The sequence below is a fragment of the Nocardia sp. NPDC056952 genome, from assembly GCF_042674185.1.
Classification (GTDB): domain Bacteria; phylum Actinomycetota; class Actinomycetes; order Mycobacteriales; family Mycobacteriaceae; genus Nocardia.
Genome location: NZ_JBHURA010000007.1, coordinates 166,377 through 181,346, shown reverse-complemented (window position 1 = coordinate 181,346; position 14,970 = coordinate 166,377). Strand labels below are relative to the sequence as shown.

The window sequence follows — 14,970 nt, the reverse complement described above, 5'->3', positions numbered from 1 at the left end:
GCGGGATCACCCCGCTGACGGGACCAGAGTGTTCTGCCGGGCGGCGGTCCACCACTGTCCGTCCTGCTTGACCAGTACGTACAGCGCGACCATCGCCGGTTCGGTGTCGATCAGGGTGCCGTCGGCGGTGGTGGCGCGTGCGGTCTTGTGGGCGATGGCCACATCCGGGCGCAGAAAGATCACGTCGACGACGTCGTATCGGACGTATTCGTCCTTCAGGAATCCGGCCAGCCCGCGCCGGTTCGCGTCGAGCAGCGCGTCGTGTCCGCTGATCAGCATGCCGACGGCATTGCCGACCACCGCGTTCGCGGTGAACTGTGCGGTCATGAGTTCCGCGTCGTTGGTGTTGTACGCGGTCTGCGTGTCGGTGATGATCCGGCGAATCGCGGCGATGTCGGCGGTGTGGTCCACAGTGTCGTCTGCGACGGCCGGGGGCTGAATCATGTTCGTGCTCATGAGAGAGACTCTCGACCCTCAACAGTGGTTCAGGTCAAGGGAGCCACGGACGCTTCACCGTGGCTGAGACACACCGCACTTCGGTCGCGCCCGAGCCGATACGCTCGGGTGCGAATCCGCGCGGCGACGGGGCGCGGGATTCGATCTGGCGCTGCGCCCGCACTGGGTCGACCTCTGGTGAACGCGGAAGCCGACCTTCCCGCCCGAGTTCGCTGACGCCGATACCGATCGCGAAACCGATCGGCGACATCCGGCGACCTCCCGGGGAATCGGTCGGGTGCGGCGGATGATGGGTCGATGGCTGACCAGATTCTGCAGGTGAAGTGGAAGTCCGCACCGGAAGATCACGACTATCCCGCTGCCGCCGACTATCTCGATCTGCTGGGCGACAAGGCGATGGTCGATGCGATCGTGGCCGAGCTCAGGGCCGCGCCGGTGGTGGTCAAGAAGGCGAAGGATATTCTGCGGGCGTCGCAGCTCGAAGCCCTCACCCCGGACAACCCGCATGTGCGCAGAGACCTGCTCAAGGTGAACGAGGGTAGGAGGCTCTCGCCGATCCTGCTGGTGCGGGGTGACTGCCGCGCGAATGTGCCGATGCTGATCGCCGACGGTTATCACCGTGTGTGCGCGCTGTACTGGGCCGACGAGAACGTCGAGATCCCCGCCAAGATCGCCGCGATGCCATGACGTTCGCGACCCTGGCGCTGGTGGTGGCGCTCGGGTTGATCGGGCCGCTGCTCGCCCTGCCGAGACAGCTGTACCTGCCGGTGCTGCTCGGCGAGCTCCTCGCGGGAATCATCTTCGGCACCACCGGTCTTCGCATCCTCGACCCCACCGATCCGATCTTCGTCTTCCTCGCCGACATGGGCTTCGCGCTGGTGATGTTCGCCGCGGGTACCCATGTGCCGGTGCGTGATCCGCGGGTCCGTACCGCGCTCGGTATCGGGGTGGCGCGGGCCGTGCTGGTGGGTGTGGTGGCAGCGGTGGCGGGCTGGGCGGTGGCGCAGACGTTCGATGTCGGGCACGCGGCGGTCTACGCGGTGCTGATGGCGTCGTCGTCCGCGGCGATGGCGTTGCCGATCATCGACTCGATGCGGTTGAGTGGGCCGCCGGTGCTCGCGCTCACCGCGCAGGTGGCCATCGCCGATACCGCCTGCATCGTCGCGCTGCCGCTGGTGATCGATCCGGCGAACGCGGTTCGAGCCGCGATCGGCGCGGTGGTCGTGGCGCTCTGCGCGACCGTGATGTTCTTCGTGCTGCGCTATCTCCAGCAGACGGGTGCGCAGCGTCAGGTGCACGAGGTGTCCGAGGACCGGAAATTCACGCTGGAACTACGGGTGAGTCTGGTGCTGGTGTTCGCGCTGTGCGGGGTGGCCAGCGCGATGCACGTGTCGATCATGCTCGGCGGGTTCGCGGCGGGGTTGGCGGTGGCCGGGGTCGGCGAACCGCGTCGGGTGGCCAAGCAGGTGTTCGCGATCAGCGATGGGCTGCTCGCTCCGCTGTTCTTCGTCTGGCTCGGCGCCCGGCTCGATCTGCGCGAGTTCGGGGAGCACCCGCGGTTCATCCTGCTCGGCTTGGTGCTCGGCCTCGGGGCCCTCGGCGTGCACTGTGCGGCGCGACTGCTCGGCCAGCCGGTCGCCTACGGCGCACTCGCCGCGGCCCAGATCGGGGTGCCGGTCGCGGCGGTGACCGTCGGCAGTCAGCTGGGGGTGCTCGTACCGGGTGAGGGCTCGGCGATCATGCTGGCGGCGCTGTGCACCATCGCGGCGGCGACGGTAGCGGCCGGACGACTCGCGGCGAAAGCGCCGGCGACGCCGACCGGTCCGTGAGCCGCGACGAGCACCCGGACGGGTGACGCAACACCGCATCGAGGGCATCGCGCACCCGAACCCGAATTCGGGCCGTCGGTTTCACGTGCTGACAGTGGCCACGGTATCGAGACCGTAGGTTCGCGCGTAACCGTTCTCGGTGCCGACGAGGAGGTCGACGACCTCGAAATAGCGATCCCAGAACGGGGTTTCGCGCAGGGCGTCGATGAGCAGTTGGTAGGCGTGGTGACTTTCCGCTTCCCATACCCAGACATCGGTGACACGGGCGGAGTAGAACTCGGTGTCGTAGAAGCGTGACCGCACACCGGTGGTCTCGGCTTCGATGGCGGGCAGGACCTGGGTGGTGAAGGCGTCCACACGTTCCTGGACGGTCAGGGCGAGCCATTCGGGTGTGGTCTTGACGAGCATGAATGCCGTGACCGGTGGTTCGGTGCGCGCAGCGGGCATGAGGATGTCTCCAAAGGTCTTGGTGGTACGGGTCGGATGTGGGTTCAGGAGAAGACAGCGGGCTTCAGGGTTGTGGCGCACCACTGCTCGAAGCTGGTGGGAGACGCCGTTTCCGGAGTACGGGTGACCCCGGCGTCGAGGCCCTGGTCCTTGGCTCGCTTCATGTCGACGACACCCTGGGCGAACGCCGGATCGAGGCCGTAGCCCACGAGGGTGGTGTGTAGTTCGTCGAGGGATTGACGTTCGTAACGGACGGGGCGGCCGAGCTGTTCGGTCATGATGCGGGCCAGGTCGTTGGGTGACAGGTCCTGCGGGCCGAGGACTGGGACGTTGTCGGTACCGGTCCATGAGCGGTCGAGCAGCAGGTCGGCGGCGACGGCCGCGATGTCGGCGACCGCGACCATCGGTGCCTTGCGGTCGGCGTCGACGACATCGACGAACACGCCCTTGTCGCGGATCGAGTCGACGTCCTCCAGGAGGTTCTCGAAGAAGGACGGATTGGCCAACGCCCGATAGGCGACGCCGCTCTCGGCGATGAGGTCGTCCATGGCGAGGGACGCGGTGACCAAGCCGGCGTGGTCGGCGAGCGGGGTGCCGCGGCCGAGTGCCGACACCGCGACTACCCGGCCGACACCGTGGGCGGCGAACGCCCGTGCGGCGGGGCCGGTGAAACCGCTCCAGCCGTCGTGCGGGGGTCGGGAGGAATCAGGAGGGACGAGCCAGAACACGGCGTCCGCGCCGTCGAAGGCTCGATCGAGGACGTGGGCGTCCGCGTGCGAGCCGGTGATCACCTCGACGCGTCCGCGTGGGGTGTCGGGCAGGCGCGCGGGATCACGCACGATCACCCGTAATTCCTCCTCCGAATCCAGGAGCTGGGCGAGCAGGGGACGGCCGATGTTCCCGGTGGGAGCGGTGATAACGATCATGTTCGCCTCGCAGGTTGTGGTGAATCGGTACACCCGTCATCCTGCGGAGAACCTCGTATTGCCACAATAGGAATTTCAGCACTGAATTATTGACTGAAATGGAATGATGCTGGTGAACAGCCCTGATCCGGTCGTCGACGCCAATCTCGCCCTAGCGCTGGACGCCCTGCTGGCCGAGAACAGCGTCACCCGCGCCGCCGCCCGCCTGCACACCTCGCCCGCGGCGATGAGCCGCACCCTCGCCCGGCTGCGCCGCATCCTCCAAGATCCCCTGCTGGTCCGGGCCGGACAGACCATGGTGCCCACCCCGCGCGCCGAGGCTCTGCGCGAGGAAGCCGCCGCGGTGGTGCGCAGCCTCGGAGCGCTGCTCAGTCCCGGCACGGGGGTCGACCCGGCCGGTCTGAACAGCACCTTCACCCTCCAAACCGCCGACCTGGTCGGCGCGGCGTTGGCACCCCGATTACTGGCGCTGGCCGCGCGGGAGGCGCCGGGGGTCTCGTTCCGGCTGCTGGCCGAAGAATGGGAGGCCGGATCCGCGCTGCGCGACGGCCGGATCGATCTGGAAGTCGGGTCCATCGATCACGTCGATCCCGAAACCCAGGTCGAGGAATTGGTGACGCTGCGCATGGTGGCGGCCGTCCGGCCGGGCCACCCCCTGACCGAAGAACCCTTGACCCCGGCCCGGCTCGCTGCCGCCCAACACGTCGCGGTCAGCCGCCGTGGCCGATTCACCGGCCCGCTCGACGCGGCGCTGGCCGAGCAGAACCTCCGACGGCGGGTCAGCGTCGTCCTGCCCAGCCACCTGGCCGCCATGACCCTCGCCGCCCGCTCCGACATCGTCTGCCTGGTCCCCGCCGCGCTCCCCGGCGCCGACCCGTCGCCCCTCACCGACGACGCGACCACCCTCGGCCTGCAGCTGCTCGACATCCCCCTGGACCTTCCGCCCCTCACGATCGGCATGGCCTGGCACCCCCGTCACACCGCCGACGGCGCCCACCATTGGCTTCGCGACGCCGTCCGCCGGACCTTCTCGGTGAGAGCGATCGCGCATGACCCAGGAAATGGGGGCAGGGGTTCCCGTTTGCGTCAGTAACGATCTTGCTGGTGGGCGCGACATTGTTCGTGACATGCGGCCCGTCGGGGGGCCTGCCCACCTGTAGGTCATTCGAACGGGATCACATATGAATCTGCGTGAGTTTCTTGCGAAACATCGCATTGCTTCGGCTGTTGCCGCGCCTGCGGCGTTGGGCGTCGCGGCGATTGTCGCCGCTTCCTTCGCGGTGACGTCGCAGCCGGAATCACCCAGCTACGAGCTGACGACGTCGGTGACGGAGTGCCGCGAGATGGTGACCATCTCGGTGGCCGGACGCAACGACACCCCGGTCGAGGGCACGACGGCGATGCTGCTCGATGCCAACGGGAATCCGCTGCCCGCCGCGCTGTCGGGCGACCACAGCAGTGTGTGGGTGGATCCGGTGGTGAACGCCCCGCGTGATGACGTGGCCGAGGGCGACTACGCGGCGGTGTACATCGCCTACCCGGCCGATCTGGCGAGCTACGAGGACGCGGTCAACCGGGGTGTGGAGAACACCCAGCAGGTGATGCGCGAGATCTCGGCGGCCTGCCCGGACACCAAGTTCTCGATCGTCGGCTACAGCGAGGGCGCCGATGTGGTGCGTCGCGTGGCAGAGGGCATCGGCAACGACGATCCCGCCGACGGGTACGCGACCGTGAACCCGGACGACGTGCTCGGTGTGGTGATGTTCGCCGATCCTGGTCGCAAGGCCGGCGACGGCACCTTCCTCGGTGCGGACGACCCGTTCGCGCGCCCCGACAACTTCGACCAGAAGTACCAGGACGGCAAGACGCCGATCTCGGGCCAGGGCGTCACCACGGGCGCTGGTTTCGGCGCGCTCGACGGCAAGATCGCCTCCTTCTGCTCCGAGGGCGACCTCACCTGCGCGGCGCCCGACAACATCTCCTTGCTGCAGCTGGCCGCCAATGTGGGTCGTCAGATCAATATCGACGAACTGCAGCGCGCCGACCTCGAGCGCAACGGCGTCACCGCGATCACCCCGGCGATGGGCCAGGACATGGCGTTCACGCTGGGCCGGATCGCGATGGCCGCGTTCTCCGATATCGGGTCGAACCCGAACTGGATGGCCAGCGACGAGACCTTCCTCGACGTGCTGCTGAAGGTGTCGGACCCGGACTACAAGCCGGGGCAGACCACCACGCCCGCGAAGGCCGACGTGATCGCCGGTGAGCAGCTCTCGCCGCTGGCGTACCTGCCGCAGAAGATCTTCAACGAGATCGTGGGGCTGATCGTGACGAACCAGAACACGATCCCGGTGGTGATGAACGATCCGTACCAGCTGACTCTCGGCCCGAACGGCACCGGTCACCACTTCGACTACTGGCGTGACTCCGACGCCGCGAACGGCAAGCCGCTGACCTCGGCGGAGTACGCGGCAGCCTGGCTGACGCACCTGGCCAAGCAGGCGCAGGCGGGCGAGACCATCGACACGAAGGCCGCGCCGGACGACGCCTCGGTGACCGCCGCGCTGGCGGCTCCGACGAAGCCGGCGACGACCACCACCGCGCCGACCAGCACGTCCAAGACCTCCGCGAAGTCGACGACGACCAGTCCCAAGCCGACCACCACGTCCAAGACGGGCACCAGCACCACGGCACCGTCCACGACAGTGGCCCCGTCGACGACCACTCCGGAACCGGCGACCAACCAGGCGGCCGCTCCGGCCCCGACGACCACGGTGGCCCCCACCACGACGGTCGCCCCGACCACGACGGTGGCTCCCACCACGACGGTCGAGCCGACCACCACCGTTGCCCCGACGACCACCCCGTCGGCCAACTAGTCACGAACCACGAAATCCCCGGTGGGCAGCGATATCCGCTGCGCACCGGGGATTTTCGTCTGTCTAGACCGAGACGGGTTCGGGGACCGAAGGCCGAACGGCGCGTTCACCGCGTGTCGCGGCGATCAACACCAGCAGCCCGGTGACCGCGAATCCCATTCCGACCCACAGCGGCGACACCCAGCCGAACCCGGCGCTGATCGCCAGCCCGGACAGCCACACGCCGAGGAAGTTGCCCACATTGAAGGCCGCGATATTGGCCGACGAGGCGAGAGTCGGTGCGGCACCGGCATTGTCGAGCACCCGCATCTGGAGACCAGGGGTGGCGCCGAAGCCGAAGAATCCCATGGCGGGCAGCAACAGCAGTGCCGCGATCCGGTAGTCGGCGAGTAGTGCGAATGCCGCCAGCGAGAGCGCGAGGGCCACCGTGAGCGCGAGCAGGGTGCGGGTGAGTGCGCGGTCGGCCCAGCGACCGCCGAGCAGATTGCCGAAGAACAGGCCGACACCGAACAGCACCAGCAGCCAGGGCACCATCGCTTCGGAGAAGCCGGTGACGCGGGTGAGCAGCGGTTCGATGTACATGAACGCACCGAACATCCCCCCGAACACCAGCACGGTCATGACCAGCGAGTACCAGACCTGTGTGTTGCGGAAGACCGACAACTCGGCCCGTAGGTTCGGGCGTTCGCGGGTGGCGGGCGCGTCGGGGACGAGCGCGGTGATGCCGGCCAGCGCGACCAGCCCGACCACGGTGATCACCACGAACGTGGCCCGCCAGCCCCACTGCTGGCCGATGAACGTCCCCAGCGGAACGCCGAGAACATTGGCGACGGTGAGTCCGCCGAACATGATCGAGATGGCTCCGGCCTTCTTCTCGGGCGCGACGAGCGAGGACGCCAGCACCGCCCCGATGCCGAAGAACGCGCCGTGGGCGAGGGCCGCGAGCACTCTCCCGCCGAGCAGCGCGGCGTAGCCGGGAGCCAGCGCCGAGGCCGCGTTGCCGACGGTGAACAGGACCATGAGCAGCTGCAATGCCCGCTTGGGCTGCCACCGGTTGACCAGTGGGGTCAGCGCGAGCGCGCCGATGACGACGGCCAGCGCGTACCCGGAGATGAGGTAGCCGGCGGTGGGCACCGAGACGCCCAGGTCGGCCGCCACCGGGGAGAGCAGGCCCGCGATGACGAACTCGGTGAGTCCGATGCCGAAGCCCCCGAGCGCGAGAGCGATGAGACCGAGTGGCATGTGAACGCTTCTTTCCATCAGGGGCCGATTACCCGCGTGTGCAACTAACGCTGACCGACGATAGTTGCACACGCGCTATATTGCAACCGCCAGCTATACTCGTCGCATGGGTATTGCTGATGACGCCATCGAGGTACGGGCGACCGGCTGGCGCACCCTGGCCGCGCTGCACGGGCACATCGAGACCGCGCTCGAACGCGAGCTGGTGCGCGAACACGAACTGTCGATCGTCGAGTTCACCGTGCTCGACGCACTGGCCCGGCAGGACGGCTGGCACATGCGGATCTCCCAGCTGGCCCGCGCGGCCGCACTGTCGGCGAGCGCGACCACCCGGCTGGTCAACCGGCTGGAAGACCGGGGCTTCCTGGTGCGCGTACTGTGCGCCGACGACCGCCGCGGCATCTACACCGAACTCACCGAAACCGGCAGGGCCGCCTACGAAAAGGCGAAACCGACCCACGATCGAGCACTCGAGAAGGCACTCGCCGACGCGGAGCAGATCCCGGAACTCGCGCCCCTGGTCGGTTTTCTGCACCGGGTTCCGGCGCCGAGCTGACACGCGACATCGATACCAACGCGCCGATCATGGTGACTGTTGCGAGCACCGGTGCAATGATCGCTGGGTGACTCAGTGGCTCCCACTCCTCGGCTCGCTCCCCGTCGCCGGCGCAGTTCTGGTCGGCGTCATCGCCAACAACCGAACCCACCGTGAAGGAATCGCGGCCGCCGACGAGCGCGGCAGGCAGGCCCTCGACGCCGCGCAGCGCAATGTCGAACTGTCGAACATGGTGGGTGACCAGCGCGATCACGAGGCGTGGCGCCGCGAGGCGGTGCTCGCCGCGGTCGCCTCGATCCTGGAGATGTCGGCCTCGGTGCGCGCCGACCTGACCACCTGCGGTGAATGGGATCTGGTCACCACCGACGAGATCGACAGCGTCAGCGCGCAGATCCACAAGGTGATCTGGGATCGCCCGGGCGGCACGCTGACTCGCCTTCGGGTGGTGGCGCATCGCCGGATTCCCAACAAGTGCGAAGACCTGCTGCGTACCCTCACCGCTGCCCAGCACATCACGATGCAGCGGCTGAAGCTGCACATCGACGTGGAGGCGACGGTCGAGGAGCTGGAGCAGATGGCGTCGCTGTGGCAGAAGGCGATGCGCCATGCCGCCGAACAGGAGCGAGCGCTGGTCGAGACGACGCGCATCGAGCTCGGTATCGAGATCGCCTCGAAGGGGGTCGGTGTAGATCCGGTTCCGGCGCCGCAGCCGGTGGTCGCCGAAACCCCGTCGGAAGAAGTCGCATTCGAGGAAGTCGCCGAGGAACAGCCCACCGAGCCCGAGCAGGCGGCCGAGCCGCTCACCGAGCCGCAACAGCCCACCGAGGCACCGCAGCTGGTCGAGCCGCAGCAGGTGAACGAGACACCGCAGGAAGATGATCCGCGCGACGCCGTCGACACCCGCGAAGCGCAGACCGTCAAAGTCTGACCGCCGCGTTCACTCAGCTCGAGCATCCAGTACTCTTCCGCGAGCTGAACATCCGGTGAACACCATGGAGTTCGTGATGGTCCGAGCGTTCAGCTGACGCGACCCCGGACGGACGGGTAACTTGGATATACGGCACGCAGGGGTGCCGAACCCGACAGCGTGGTCGATCGTCTGAAGACTTTGCACCGATCCACTCTCGTCAGGGGGCGATCTCTCATGGATCTCATCGCGCCGTTGGATGCGCTGTTCTTGCTCGCGGAATCCCGCGAGCACCCGATGCACGTCGGCTCACTGCAATTGTTCGAACCGCCCGAGGACGCCGGGCCCGACTATCTGCGCGAGTTCCGCGCGGCCTTGCTGGCCGACAAAACAGTTCGGCCCACGTTCAGCAAGCGGCCCGCCACCTGGCTGGGCGCACCGCAGATGGCGTGGACCCAGGACGACGACGTCGACCTGGACTATCACGTGCAGCGCAGTGCCCTGCCCGGGCCCGGCCATATCGACCAGCTGCTCGACCACGCGTCAACCTTGCACAGCGCCCTGCTCGACCGGCACCGCCCGATGTGGGAGCTGCACTTCGTCGAAGGTCTGGCCGACGGGCGCTTCGCGCTCTACTCGAAGATGCATCACGCACTGGTGGACGGTGTTTCGGCCCAGCGCCTCATGCGGCGCACGCTGACCACCGACCCGTTCGCGACCGAGCTCATGCGGCCGTGGAACCTGCCGCGCAAGCCCGGCCCGCCGCGCCCCGGCAAATCCCGGCTCGGCAGCCTGATCGATACCGTCACATCGGCGCGCTCGTCGACCACCGCGTTGATGAAGGCCACCCGCACCGGTCTGGTGCAGCAGCAGCTCACCCTGCCGTTCGAGGCGCCGCGCACGCTGTTCAACGTGCCGATCGGCGGTGCCCGCAAGTGCGCGGTGCGCAGCTGGTCGATGGATCGGGTCAAGCAGGTGAAGAAGGCGACCGGGGCCACCGTGAACGATGTGGTGCTGGCGATGTCGGCGGGTGCGCTGCGGGCCTACCTGCTCGAGCGCGACGCCTTGCCGGACAAGCCGATGATCGCGATGGTGCCGATGTCGTTGCGCGAGGAAGACGACGTCGACAGCCAGGGCGTGAAAGTCGCGGCGCTGCTGTGCAATCTGGGCACCGATATCGCGGACCCGCTGGAACGCCTGCGGGTGGTGAGCGAGTCGACGCGTCGCAACAAGGAGGTGTACCACTCGCTCACCCCGGCGCAGACGCTGGCGATGGCCGGGGTGATGCTGAGTCCGATGGCGGCGATGCTGCTGCCCGGGTTCGCCTCGGTGGCGACGCCGCCGTTCAATATCGTCATCTCGAATGTGCCCGGTGCGCGCGAGCCGCTGTACTGGAACGGTTCGCGCCTGGACGCCACCTACCCGCTGTCGATCCCGCTCGACGGGCAGGCCGTGAACATCACGCTCACCTCCAGCGGTGACAACCTCGATTTCGGTCTGGTCGGCTGCCGTCGCACGCTGCCCGACCTGCATCGACTGCTCGATCACCTCGAGGATTCACTGGCCGCGCTCGAGGATGCCGCGCTGTAGAAATTAACCGTTCTCGACCAAACTAGAACGTGTTACAGTTCGGTATGCGTACCGAATTCTGCGAACAGCTCGGCATCGAGTTCCCCATCTTCGCCTTCACCCACTGCCGCGACGTCGTGGCGGCGGTGAGCAACGCGGGCGGATTGGGGGTGCTCGGCGCGGTCGGCTTCACCGCCGAACAGCTCGAGGTGGAGCTGGCCTGGCTCGACGAGCACGTCACCGGGATCTACGGCGTCGACCTGGTGATTCCGTCGAAATACGAGGGCAAGGGCGTCGACGGGCTCACCCCCGAACAGCTGGAAAAGCAGCTGGCGCAGATGGTTCCGCAGGGCCATCGCGACTTCGCCCAGCAGATCCTCACCGACCACAACGTGCCCGCACTGCCCGACGGTGAGCACCACAACGAGCTGCTCGGCTGGACCGCGACCACCGCGGGACCGCAGGTCGACGTCATCCTGAACCACCCCAAGGCCAAGCTCGTCGCCAACGCGCTCGGCACCCCGCCCGACGACGTGGTCAAGCGCATCCAGGACTCCGGCCGGGTGATCGGCGCGCTGTGCGGTTCGGTCAAGCACGCGATGAACCACAAGGCGGCCGGCCTCGACTTCGTGGTCTGCCAGGGCACCGAGGGCGGCGGGCACTGCGGCGAGGTGTCCTCGCTGGTGCTGTGGCCGCAGGTGATCGACGCGATCGGCGACGTGCCGGTGCTGGCCGCCGGTGGCATCGGCAACGGCGCGCAGGTCGCGGCGGCGCTGGCGATGGGCGCGGCGGGCGCGTGGACCGGGTCGCTGTGGCTCACGGTCGAGGAGGCCAATGTGCCGCCCGCCCAGATGGACACCTACCTCGAGGCGACCAGCCACGACACCATCCGCTCGCGTTCCTGGACCGGCAAGCCGTGCCGCATGCTGCGCAACGACTGGACCGACGCCTGGGAGTCCACCGAGACCCCCGACCCGCTGCCGATGCCGCTGCAGATGATGGTGGCCCTCGACGGCGTCAAGCGCGGACACCGCTACCCCGAGGCCGCCAAGGACGTGAACTTCAACCCGGTCGGCCAGGTGGTCGGCATGATGAACAAGGTCGAACGCAGCGCCGACGTGGTCAACCGCCTCGTCGAGGAGTACGTCACCGCCTACGACCGCCTCACCCGACTCAACGGCTGAGCTCTTCCGCCTCCCCGCGAACTGCAGCCAGGCTCAGGTGCGGGGAAAGGCGGCGACGCGGCAAGCTTCGGGAGCCGAATCGGTCAGCCGTGCCCGATGAGTTACCCATGTGCTTGCGAAATCGCGGGAACCGGTGCGATTGCTGGGACCGCGCACTGTGCCGGCTACCACTACACTCGGCGTATCTGACCTGCGGGGCGGTGTTCAGCACACCGCCCCGCACCATTGCCAAAAGGTTGCGGACGGCGGTGACATGGCTTCGGAACAGTACGCGAGCAAGACCTGGAAAGCGGCCAGGACCCGAGTTACCCAGGCCATCGCCGAGATCCGCGAGCAATACGCGAAGGCCGCGCCGCGACCCACCGAGCACGAACCCGTCGACCCGCCCGTACCCGCCGATCTGCTGAATCTGCTGTGCCGCATCGGTGTGGCGCTGGTCGGCGCCGGCGAGACCTCCGCACGAGTGCAGGTCATCCTCGACAAGCTGTCGCGGCGCTACGGCACCGCCAATATCCACTTCATGGTGTTGCCCACCGCGGTGTTCGTCCGGGTGCGCACCGACAACAGCTCCGCCATCGACATGCTCGACGCCCGCGTCGGCACCCTGCCGCTCGACCAGATCGACGGCCTCTACCGGCTGATCGACCAGATCGAGCAGGACGCGCCGCCGCCGAGCCGGGCATCGAGGGATCTCGACAAGATCCTGACCCAGAAGCCCGGCAGCCCGCCGTGGCTGATCCTGCTCGGGCAGGTCGTGCTGACCGTCGGCATCGGCATGATGCTCAACCCGGGCGCGCGGGCGCTGGTCGGCTATGTGGTGCTCGGGCTGGTCGTCGGCGCGCTGACCCAGCTCGCCGACAAGGTGCGGCTGTTGTCGATGGCGTTGCCGGTGGTCGCGTCGGCGGTGGTCGCGGTGCTCGCGTACGGCTTTCCCGGCGCGCTCGCCGGTGGACAGCCGCAGCAACTGCTGATTCCCGCGGTCGCGACGCTGCTGCCCGGTGCGATGCTCACCAACGGCACGATCGAGTTGGCGACCGGATCGATGGTGGCCGGTGCCAGCCGGGTCGTCTACGGCATCAACATGCTGTTCCTGCTCGCACTGGGGTCCTATGTGGGGATCAGTGTGCTCGGACCGCTGTCGGATCCGCCGGTGAGCAGTGCCCAATTGGGGTGGTGGGCACCGATAGTCGGGGTGCTGCTGATCGGGTACGGGCATTCGTGGCGATCGAGCGCACCACAGAACACGGTGGGCTGGCTGCTGCTCGTCCTCTACATCACCTACGCGGCGCAGGTCCTCGGCAAGCACGTGTCCGGTCCGCTGACCGGCACGTTCCTCGGCGGGCTGGTCGCCGTGAACGCCGCGTATCTGATCCAGGGCCGCAAGCACGCGCCACCGACCCAGGTGGCGTTCCTGCCCGCGTTCTGGATGCTGGTGCCCGGCGGGATCAGCCTCACCGGGATCTCCGACCTCGTCACGCATTCGCTGTCGGGGGTGTCGACCGGCGGGCTGGAGGTGCTGGTCTCGGCGCTGCTGTCGGTGATGTCGATCGCGCTGGGCGTGATGGTCGGCTCGGGTCTGGCCACCGCGCACACACCGCGCGTGAGCACCATCATCGACACGGTGGTACCACACCATCTGCCGTGGGTGCACACCGCGCAGACGACGAAGAAATCCGACTCAGACAGCTAGCCGGGGTGGTTCAGACGGCCGAGCTCAGCGGCACGGTGTGGACCGGAGTCTCGCCGACGAGCTGACCGAAGCGGGCGATCACCTTCTCGTGGTACAGCGCGAACAGGTCCCCGAACAGCGCGAGTTGTGCCTCGCTCGGCGCGGATTCGGCATCCCACACCGCGAGCAGCGCGCGCCAGACGAGCACGTGCAGATCGGGCGCGACGGCGAAATAGGCGGCGACCGCCTCCGGCACCTCGACGACCATATCGGCGATCGAATTCAGCACCGCGCGTTGCATACTCATCTCGAGCACGCCGAGTAGCTTACGCACCAGCGCGATCTCGGCGGCGATGATGCGCGCGTGGTCGGGCACGGCCTGGCGTGCCATCGCCTCCAGCTCGTCGACGGCGGCGGCGAGCTCGGCCGGATCGAGCACCTTCTCCCCCGCGGTGTAGGCCAGCAGCGCCTCACCCACGATGCCGCGTTCGACCTCGACGATGTCGGTGAACATCTCGGCGGCGACCGCGGGCGCGGTGATCGAGAACCGGAACAGGTGCCGGTAGACGTCCATACCGCCCTCGACGCGGACATCGCGGATGGTGAAGCCCTTACCTCGCCTGGCCTCGACGAATCCGTAGGACTCGAGGCGGCCGAGGATGAGCTGGGCGGTAGCGCGGTTCATCCCGAACTCGTCGGCGACCTGGCGCACCGACGGCATCAGCTCGCCGGGCCGGTACTCGCCGGTGGCTACGCGGCGCGCCAACTCATCGGCGACGTCGGCGACCACCGTCCGGGATCCCATCGAAACAACACCTCTCGGTCATGATCGGGCTACGTCCCAGACAGTTTAGGCGCTCTGTCCTCGGAGCGCTGGCGCGCTCGAATCGAGACTTTCAGCGATCGCATCGCTATCGATGCGACGCCAGGTCCCCGATCAGCGGGCTTTCCTTCTGGCGTGCCGTTCAGCTGGATCAGACAGCGCTGTGCGACACCGTGATTGAATACGCAGGCAACGGGGCAGCTAAACATCTCGGGAGGAACTTGTGACAACAATTCGGCTCGCCGCGAGCACGGTCGACCCGTCGGATTCGGTGGTGGTCCTGGGCTGGCAGTGCAACTCCCAGCCCGATACCCAGGTGCCGCAGGTGTGCTCGAAAGACGGCCTCGTGATCGCACTACGAGCGAGCTGACCCGGCCGGTCAGGGTCACCCCGGAATCTTGTCTTCGCGGCCCGCCCGATTCTGGACTGACCGAAGGGTGCGACGAAGGAGTGCCCGTAGGGAAGGAAGAATCGGGGCCCGAA

15 protein-coding genes are annotated in these 14,970 nt (G+C 67.8%); 10 read left to right on the top strand and 5 right to left on the bottom strand.

Annotated features, from left to right (window positions below; genetic code table 11):
* Positions 1-6: 6 nt before the first annotated feature.
* A complete protein-coding gene (locus ACFTS5_RS24130; RefSeq protein WP_378634859.1) occupies positions 7-456 on the bottom strand; it encodes an SgcJ/EcaC family oxidoreductase in 450 nt (149 codons plus the stop codon).
* Between the two features lie 309 nt (positions 457-765).
* Between ACFTS5_RS24130 and ACFTS5_RS24125 the strand changes: the two genes are divergently transcribed.
* Positions 766-1,143: a hypothetical protein gene (locus ACFTS5_RS24125; RefSeq protein ID WP_378635257.1), complete on the top strand. Its 378-nt coding sequence runs from the start codon at positions 766-768 to the stop codon at positions 1,141-1,143.
* The gene (locus ACFTS5_RS24120; protein WP_378634856.1) at positions 1,140-2,285 is read left to right on the top strand and encodes a cation:proton antiporter; all 1,146 of its coding nucleotides are present in this window, start codon (positions 1,140-1,142) and stop codon (positions 2,283-2,285) included. Before ACFTS5_RS24125 ends, ACFTS5_RS24120 begins: the two co-directional genes overlap by 4 nt.
* A gap of 81 nt (positions 2,286-2,366) precedes the next feature.
* On the opposite strand, the gene ACFTS5_RS24115 is transcribed toward ACFTS5_RS24120, so the two are convergent.
* Together ACFTS5_RS24115 and ACFTS5_RS24110 are read right to left on the bottom strand one after the other, a co-directional pair.
* Positions 2,367-2,732 carry a darcynin family protein gene (locus tag ACFTS5_RS24115; protein ID WP_378634854.1) on the bottom strand — a complete coding sequence of 122 codons (366 nt, stop codon included), beginning with the start codon at positions 2,730-2,732 and terminating at the stop codon, positions 2,367-2,369.
* A gap of 44 nt (positions 2,733-2,776) precedes the next feature.
* Positions 2,777-3,658 carry an NAD(P)H-binding protein gene (locus ACFTS5_RS24110; protein WP_378634851.1) on the bottom strand — a complete coding sequence of 294 codons (882 nt, stop codon included), beginning with the start codon at positions 3,656-3,658 and terminating at the stop codon, positions 2,777-2,779.
* A gap of 103 nt (positions 3,659-3,761) precedes the next feature.
* Between ACFTS5_RS24110 and ACFTS5_RS24105 the strand changes: the two genes are divergently transcribed.
* On the top strand, positions 3,762-4,751 hold the full coding sequence (locus ACFTS5_RS24105) for a LysR family transcriptional regulator (protein ID WP_378634849.1): 990 nt from the start codon (positions 3,762-3,764) through the stop codon (positions 4,749-4,751).
* 88 nt (positions 4,752-4,839) lie between these two features.
* Entirely contained in the window at positions 4,840-6,537 is a 1,698-nt protein-coding gene (locus tag ACFTS5_RS24100; protein ID WP_378634846.1) for a cutinase family protein, read from the top strand.
* Between the two features lie 63 nt (positions 6,538-6,600).
* On the opposite strand, the gene ACFTS5_RS24095 is transcribed toward ACFTS5_RS24100, so the two are convergent.
* On the bottom strand, positions 6,601-7,779 hold the full coding sequence (locus ACFTS5_RS24095; RefSeq protein WP_378634845.1) for an MFS transporter: 1,179 nt from the start codon (positions 7,777-7,779) through the stop codon (positions 6,601-6,603).
* A gap of 106 nt (positions 7,780-7,885) precedes the next feature.
* On the opposite strand from ACFTS5_RS24095, the gene ACFTS5_RS24090 reads away from it, so the two are divergent.
* From ACFTS5_RS24090 to ACFTS5_RS24070, 5 genes are all read left to right on the top strand, one after another.
* Positions 7,886-8,335, top strand: a complete 450-nt coding sequence (locus ACFTS5_RS24090; protein WP_364402674.1) for a MarR family transcriptional regulator — start codon at positions 7,886-7,888, stop codon at positions 8,333-8,335.
* Positions 8,336-8,402: 67 nt separating this feature from the next.
* Positions 8,403-9,263, top strand: coding sequence for a hypothetical protein (locus tag ACFTS5_RS24085; RefSeq protein WP_378634841.1), 861 nt, complete (start codon positions 8,403-8,405; stop codon positions 9,261-9,263).
* Positions 9,264-9,479: 216 nt separating this feature from the next.
* Positions 9,480-10,832 (top strand): wax ester/triacylglycerol synthase family O-acyltransferase, encoded by a 1,353-nt coding sequence (locus tag ACFTS5_RS24080; protein ID WP_378634839.1) that lies wholly within the window; start codon positions 9,480-9,482, stop codon positions 10,830-10,832.
* A 44-nt stretch (positions 10,833-10,876) separates the two neighbouring features.
* Positions 10,877-11,995, top strand: a complete 1,119-nt coding sequence (locus tag ACFTS5_RS24075) for a nitronate monooxygenase family protein (RefSeq protein WP_301904126.1) — start codon at positions 10,877-10,879, stop codon at positions 11,993-11,995.
* A gap of 253 nt (positions 11,996-12,248) precedes the next feature.
* Positions 12,249-13,685, top strand: coding sequence for a threonine/serine exporter ThrE family protein (locus tag ACFTS5_RS24070; RefSeq protein WP_378634836.1), 1,437 nt, complete (start codon positions 12,249-12,251; stop codon positions 13,683-13,685).
* Between the two features lie 10 nt (positions 13,686-13,695).
* Here the strand turns inward: ACFTS5_RS24070 and ACFTS5_RS24065 are convergent, their stop codons facing one another.
* Positions 13,696-14,469, bottom strand: coding sequence for a GntR family transcriptional regulator (locus ACFTS5_RS24065; protein ID WP_358185311.1), 774 nt, complete (start codon positions 14,467-14,469; stop codon positions 13,696-13,698).
* A 241-nt stretch (positions 14,470-14,710) separates the two neighbouring features.
* Between ACFTS5_RS24065 and ACFTS5_RS24060 the strand changes: the two genes are divergently transcribed.
* Positions 14,711-14,857 (top strand): hypothetical protein, encoded by a 147-nt coding sequence (locus ACFTS5_RS24060; RefSeq protein ID WP_378634832.1) that lies wholly within the window; start codon positions 14,711-14,713, stop codon positions 14,855-14,857.
* Positions 14,858-14,970: the final 113 nt, after the last annotated feature.

Excerpts from the sequence above, each read along its gene's own strand:
- ACFTS5_RS24130 (WP_378634859.1), bottom strand. The coding sequence starts at position 456 with ATGAGCACGAACATGATTCAGCCCCCGGCCGTCGCAGACGACACTGTG.
- ACFTS5_RS24120 (WP_378634856.1), top strand. The coding sequence starts at position 1,140 with ATGACGTTCGCGACCCTGGCGCTGGTGGTGGCGCTCGGGTTGATCGGG.
- ACFTS5_RS24115 (WP_378634854.1), bottom strand. The coding sequence starts at position 2,732 with ATGCCCGCTGCGCGCACCGAACCACCGGTCACGGCATTCATGCTCGTC.
- ACFTS5_RS24110 (WP_378634851.1), bottom strand. The coding sequence starts at position 3,658 with ATGATCGTTATCACCGCTCCCACCGGGAACATCGGCCGTCCCCTGCTC.
- ACFTS5_RS24105 (WP_378634849.1), top strand. The coding sequence starts at position 3,762 with ATGATGCTGGTGAACAGCCCTGATCCGGTCGTCGACGCCAATCTCGCC.
- ACFTS5_RS24100 (WP_378634846.1), top strand. The coding sequence starts at position 4,840 with ATGAATCTGCGTGAGTTTCTTGCGAAACATCGCATTGCTTCGGCTGTT.
- ACFTS5_RS24095 (WP_378634845.1), bottom strand. The coding sequence starts at position 7,779 with ATGCCACTCGGTCTCATCGCTCTCGCGCTCGGGGGCTTCGGCATCGGA.
- ACFTS5_RS24090 (WP_364402674.1), top strand. The coding sequence starts at position 7,886 with ATGGGTATTGCTGATGACGCCATCGAGGTACGGGCGACCGGCTGGCGC.
- ACFTS5_RS24080 (WP_378634839.1), top strand. The coding sequence starts at position 9,480 with ATGGATCTCATCGCGCCGTTGGATGCGCTGTTCTTGCTCGCGGAATCC.
- ACFTS5_RS24075 (WP_301904126.1), top strand. The coding sequence starts at position 10,877 with ATGCGTACCGAATTCTGCGAACAGCTCGGCATCGAGTTCCCCATCTTC.
- ACFTS5_RS24070 (WP_378634836.1), top strand. The coding sequence starts at position 12,249 with ATGGCTTCGGAACAGTACGCGAGCAAGACCTGGAAAGCGGCCAGGACC.
- ACFTS5_RS24065 (WP_358185311.1), bottom strand. The coding sequence starts at position 14,469 with ATGGGATCCCGGACGGTGGTCGCCGACGTCGCCGATGAGTTGGCGCGC.